Source organism: Parapedobacter sp. (assembly GCF_053550995.1).
In genome coordinates this window covers 1-5,671 of record NZ_JBMQOC010000035.1, presented here as the reverse complement: position 1 = coordinate 5,671, position 5,671 = coordinate 1, and the positions used below count along the sequence as shown (strand labels likewise).

The window sequence follows — 5,671 nt, the reverse complement described above, 5'->3', positions numbered from 1 at the left end:
TCATGGAGGCTTTTAAAACACAACGTGAAGTATTGTATAACGAACTGAAGGGCCTTTGCGACGCAGCGCTGGGACATAAGCAACGGTGGGGATTCCAAACCAACCCCCCGCAGCGTATCACCGTACAAGGCGGGATCGGTACGGCAGGAGAGGACCGCTTTTTATTGGATTACTACCAGCTGGACGGAACAGGGTGGGGGAGTCCGTTCCTGCTGGTTCCCGAAGCGACCAATGTGGATGATGATACACTTGGTAAATTAGCAAACGCGGTGCCCGGCGATTTCTACCTGAGTGACGCATCGCCCCTGGGGGTGCCTTTCCATAATTTCAGGCCAAGCAGTTCGGAAGAACAACGGAAACAACGGATTGTCCGGAATCGGCCCGGCAGCCCATGTCACAAGAAATTCCTTTCGTTTAATACGGAGTTTACCGATAAGCCCATATGCACGGCATCCCGGCAATACCAGCACCTGAAACTCAAGGAAGCACGGATAGAGTTCCCCGAAGAGCAAGCCTACCAGAAAGCGGCAGCGGCGATTGTAGAAAAGGACTGCCTGTGCGAAGGGCTTGCCGCACCGGCGGTACTCACCCATGGCATACCGCCCAAGCACAACCTCAAAGCGGTGACGATATGTCCGGGGCCCAACTTGGCCTACTTCTCCAAAATCGCATCGCTCAAGGAGATGGTCGGCCATATTTACGGTACGGCCAACCTGCTGAACGGTCGCTTCCGGTCAAACCTGTTCGTCAACGAGCTGCGTCTTTATATCGACTACCTGAAAAAGGAAATCGAGAAATACCAGCATGATTTTACCGAAAAGCGAAGCACCCACTACCAGACATTCCGTGATAATTTGCTGGGCGGCATCGCCTATTATCGGTCCATCATGCCGGCCATGCAACCCTATGCGCAAACCAATATCGACGATATGAAATCCGCCATGGCCGATGCGGAGAAAACGTTGCTTCAACTGGTTTTTAGTGCTAAAAAACCGATGTTGGAACCTATTTGAGGCGCCCGGAAACAGTATGGATGTTATCTCCAACAAACATGGGGTCGCTTAGCGTGTTGATAAAGGAAATAAGATCTTCTTTTTCCTGCTCGCTCAGCGGTATCCGATTGCCATTCGCTCTCAGGCTCGGATCGAGGTTGCCGGCCTCCAAGACACCGTTATCAAAGTAATCCAACACGGCTTTCAGCGTGGGGAACTGGCCGAAGCTGCCATAAGGCGCCGTATAGGCGGCATTTCGCAAAGACGGTACCCGGAAACTCATGTATTCTTCGGCCCTGCCGGTAACCCGTGCGCGGCCGGCCTCTTCCGTGCTGGGATTCACGGGGAAGCCGACGTTTCGGAAACTTTGGTCGGTGAAGAGCGCCGTGCTGTGGCAACTTTCGCATTTCTGTCGGAAAACCTGTTGGCCCCGGGCCTCGGTTTCCGTAAATGCCTCGCCTTCGTTCCGTATGACCCGGTCGTATTTGCTGTTTGCGGAAATGAGCGTATACTCGAATTGTGCCAGGCTCCGGTATATCCGGTCGGGTGTGACCCGGTCGTCGCCAAATGCTTTTTTAAACAGGTCCCGATATTCGGGAATCGCCTTCAATTTCCGGATGACCTCCGAAATGGAAGAGTTCATCTCCTCGTGGGTGATGATGGGAACCAGGGTTTGGCGTTCTAATTGGAGTTTGCTGCCATCCCAATTATAGAATTGCATAAACGCCAGGTTCTGGATGGGTGGTGTATTGCGGAGCCCAACCCGGTTGTAAACCCCAATGGCCTGTTGACGGCTATCTGCGAAAGCATTTGACCGGTTGTGGCAACTGGCACAGGAAATCGTGTTATTTCCACTGAACTTCTTCTCGTGGAATAATTTCCCTCCCAACTCCACGCCATATTTCGTGGGCTTGTTGCCAGCTACCGAACCATTCAATGGCGGAAAGCCAACCGGTATATCCAATGCGATTTCGGGGTTATCCAAAGATGTGGGCACGAGGGTGTCGTCCCTATTACAGGATAGTAATAGGGATAAAGCGACTAACAGGGCACCTACCTTCTTCATCGATCCGTTTAATTCACCACACCACTGATGGAAAACATGCCCGTCAGGTCGCTCGATCCGTCACCACCCAGGTTGTCGACGAACAACACCATATTGGCGGCCGTATGTACGCTGGGTGTCGCATTTCCATCCCCCAGTGTAATGGTATTGGTTTTTCCGCTCAGTAGCTTATCAAAATCGGCCTTGATCGTGATGTTCGGTGCGTTCCGGCCTACGACTGCATGTGTGCCCAGGTCCAAGGTGATGTCGCGGTAGGCGTCGACACCCTGCGTGTAGGCTCCTTCTTCGCCTGCAATTGTGCTTCCGGTATGGATAGACAGCGTTTTATGGTCGGCACCATAAAAACCTTCGATTTTCGTAAACCGGTATCCGGTTCCCCATTCCCAGTGCATTTCGGTGTCATTGACGCCGGCCGCTGCGTAAAAATCGGGGAACCGTACTTCGTCTAGCGTGTTCAGTTCCGATTTGACACCCAATCCGAATTTGAGCTGCTTGTATTCGCCAGCGGGGATGTTGCTCAGCACATAATCCAATGTCTGCGGTTTTGCGTGGTTCACCACAATCGCCCCCTTATCCAAATCGTTGATGTGGTAGGGGATTTCGTTGCCATCTGCTTTCACCAAACGGATGTTGCTGACTACGTATTTCAGCTCCGAAAAGTGATGCACCTGTCCTTCGGCAGACGTATTTGCCGTAGCGGTAGACGATGCCGCATCGCCCAGTACGATGGGTGTGTTTTTGAACGTGTTGTTGAAATGCAGCGTGATGTCATTGGCAACGGGGTTATTGTCATCTTTGCTGCAAGCTGCCAGCGCCACTAGCGCGACGAATACCAGGGAAAATATTGTTTGTGTTTTCATGAGAATGATTTTTTAGTTTTTGTTTGACTTTATTTGCGATTAATGATTTTTACTGTGCGTATGTATGGCCTTATGCACGGTGGCCCGTTTAAAATTTGACCATCAGTGACGTGAACACGTTGCGTCCCATCCGAGGGATGTTACCCCAATCGGCGTAGGTGCTGTAATAGGCATTGAACAAGTTTTCGGCGCCTACCTGCAACGTGGTTTTGAAATTTTTGAAGTTGAAGGTGTAATCGGCGGATATATTCCAAATCCGATAAGCTGGTGTGAGGTCTTCGCCGTATTCAGGGCTGAAATTTTCCTGTGCCAAATCGCCATGCAGCGCAGTCTGGATACCAAGACCTTTGTGCATAAAATGAAGGGATGTTTGATAACTCAGGGGGCGGATGAACGGCAGATTCCCATCCTGGTTGTCCATGGCCCGCGCATAGGTGACCATCCCTTTCCAGTGGAGATGCGGCAGTATATCGTAATGCGTATTCAGCGATAGGTTGAACAGTTTCGCGTGGTCTAACGAGGTGTATCCTTTCACGCCGACCGATTGATAGTTCATCGGGCTGCCCAAGCTCAAGATCCGACCTACGATGTAATTCCTGATGTGGAAATAGTTTGCCTTGGCCGCGATGCCCATCCGTTCGTTTTTAAACCCAGCGCTTGCGTTAGCCTCATATGAAACCTCGTTTTTCAGATCGGGGTTTCCGATGTAATCGTAACGGTCAAAGCTGTTGTAGATGTAATATCCGTATGCTTCCGAGACGGAAGGTGCCCGGTGCCCATAACCCGTTCCGACCGAAAAATCAAATCGGTCGATGCGGAGTTGGTAACTGGCATGTAAGCCCGGCAATACTCTGTTTTTCTCCTGCGGAGCACCGGGGTGGAAAATCCAGTTGAACTCCACATATTTGGAACGGTTGTAATTCCATCCCAATGAGCCACCGAAATTCACCGTGCTTATTTCCGAGATATCCCACGCATTATTCATCGAAAGCCCGGCAAAACGGGTGGTAACCCAGGGCCAGCTGTAGGCAAACATTGTTTTCTTGCTCCGATTCTGCGGATACATCGTCATCTCGGCGATCGACAGGTTGTTGTATACATTCAGTTGGATGTCGCCCCTGTAATCCCCGCGCTTCAAATTGGCTTGGGAAACTAGCCCATAGGTGGTACTCCATCCCGGCATGTCCATGTGGACCAGGTTTTCGGGGCGCTTGGTGTCATCCATATAATGTTCTACCGCATTGAAATAAAGCTTGGTGTCCCAGGCCCGTATCCATCCGTCTTCGAATAACTGCTTGTAAGCTGCGGAGGTAATGATTGCCCGGGATCGCCACAAATCCATCGGCAGTGCTGGGAAACCGACATCGTCGGCCTGATCGAAAATAGCATCCATCCGTACCGAAGACAACGTACCCGTTTTATAGGCCAATCCCAACGACGTGTTGAATTTTTGGTATTGCGAGTGGTTTACCTCGGCATCGATGCCATCGTAATAATTGCCTGCCTTCCGGAAGGCGATGCTGCCATCGACCACGAGTCTTTCGCTTGCATACGACAGGTTCCCCAGGTTGAAGAACTGGTTATTGTTGAACTCGAATCCGGTTTGGTAAGCTCCACTCCATTTCCTTTCAACGGCGGGGCTGAATGGGGTGCTTTTCCTTTTGAGGTCAATGCTGCCCGCCACCGTGGCTCCGTGCAGGCTGCCCGCCTGACCGGATGTCACATCGATGGTAGCGAGGTTGTTGCTTTCCACATACGACGTGATCGGATCCATTTTATCGGTACATGCACCGAAAATATGCATGCCGTCGATGGTCACTGTCGAACGCTCCATACCCATGTTATTGAGCAGGGGCTCCCAGGCGAAGGCACCCCGTTTGATGAAGCTGATGTGGTCGGTAGATGCCAGGAATTCGTCCACCGACACGGCCATTTTCAGTTCGGTCTCGATTTTCCGCTTGGCAATGGCGGTGACGCTTACCTCCTCCAAGGTTTTGACGGTGTCACGTTCCGGATGCATATGCTGTGCGCGGGTGTTCATTCCAAGAAAAAGAACCAGAAAAAAGATAAGGAGCTGCTTCATATCGTTAGAATAAGACGTCGATGTACAATTCGCTTTTTACGCCTTCCATACCCGGCGTGAAATCCGTCGGTACTTCGGTCCCTTTGACGATCCTGCCGTCCTCGTTCTGCATGATGAAATTCAGCGTCCAGTTGCCCGTCATGGTGTAATTGACCACGCCATGGTACAACCCATCGGTTTGTTGGGTCAGGTCCACATTATTGGGCGACGAATGGTTTCCCATGGAGGGCTCCGGCATGCGCGGGTCCAACATCAGTGTATAACCACTTACCTCAGTGTATGATAACTGGGAGGGGTCGGTGCCGTTCAGCCGATAAATACCCGCCACCAATTCGTTTTCGGCAACTTTCGGCCGCGACGGTGCGACCAGCGCGATGATATACTGTTCGTCGTCTTTCCCTGTAAATGCCGTCATGTTCAGGTTTTGGTTGGGCTGCGCCTGAACAGTGATCGGGGTTTTCGCCGTAAGGATTTGGTTGGCACCAGTAAGGCCGATGGTTAACGTCCAGGTTCCGTCCGCATGGCTTTCACTGGTAAAGACCGAATAGCCCGAATAATAGTTGCTATCCGGTCTGTACGCCAACTCGTATCGGTGGGGACAAACGCCGGTTCCGCCGTTGGCATCGGTCGTGATGGGCAAAAGGGTAACGCCCGCAACATCGGCTTTCCC

Annotated in this window: 4 protein-coding genes and 1 pseudogene; 1 reads left to right on the top strand and 4 read right to left on the bottom strand. The window is 51.6% G+C overall.

The genetic code is table 11. The annotated features are described in order from the left end of the window. Window positions 1–1,013 (top strand): annotated as a pseudogene (locus ACO1NT_RS05290) (hypothetical protein); the annotation flags it as partial. Here ACO1NT_RS05290 and ACO1NT_RS05285 read toward each other — a convergent pair. The 4 genes from ACO1NT_RS05285 to ACO1NT_RS05270 form a co-directional block, all read right to left on the bottom strand. Further along, window positions 1,006–2,058 carry a cytochrome-c peroxidase gene (locus tag ACO1NT_RS05285; protein WP_449047377.1) on the bottom strand — a complete coding sequence of 351 codons (1,053 nt, stop codon included), beginning with the start codon at window positions 2,056–2,058 and terminating at the stop codon, window positions 1,006–1,008. The pseudogene ACO1NT_RS05290 and the gene ACO1NT_RS05285 overlap by 8 nt on opposite strands. Window positions 2,059–2,066: 8 nt before the next feature. After that, complete coding sequence (locus ACO1NT_RS05280; protein WP_449047376.1) at window positions 2,067–2,918, bottom strand: MbnP family protein; 852 nt, start codon at window positions 2,916–2,918, stop codon at window positions 2,067–2,069. Between the two features lie 88 nt (window positions 2,919–3,006). After that, complete coding sequence (locus ACO1NT_RS05275; protein WP_449047375.1) at window positions 3,007–5,001, bottom strand: TonB-dependent receptor; 1,995 nt, start codon at window positions 4,999–5,001, stop codon at window positions 3,007–3,009. Window positions 5,002–5,005: 4 nt separating this feature from the next. After that, window positions 5,006–5,671 (bottom strand): hypothetical protein (locus ACO1NT_RS05270; protein WP_449047374.1); only part of this gene is annotated, 666 nt, incomplete at its 5' end.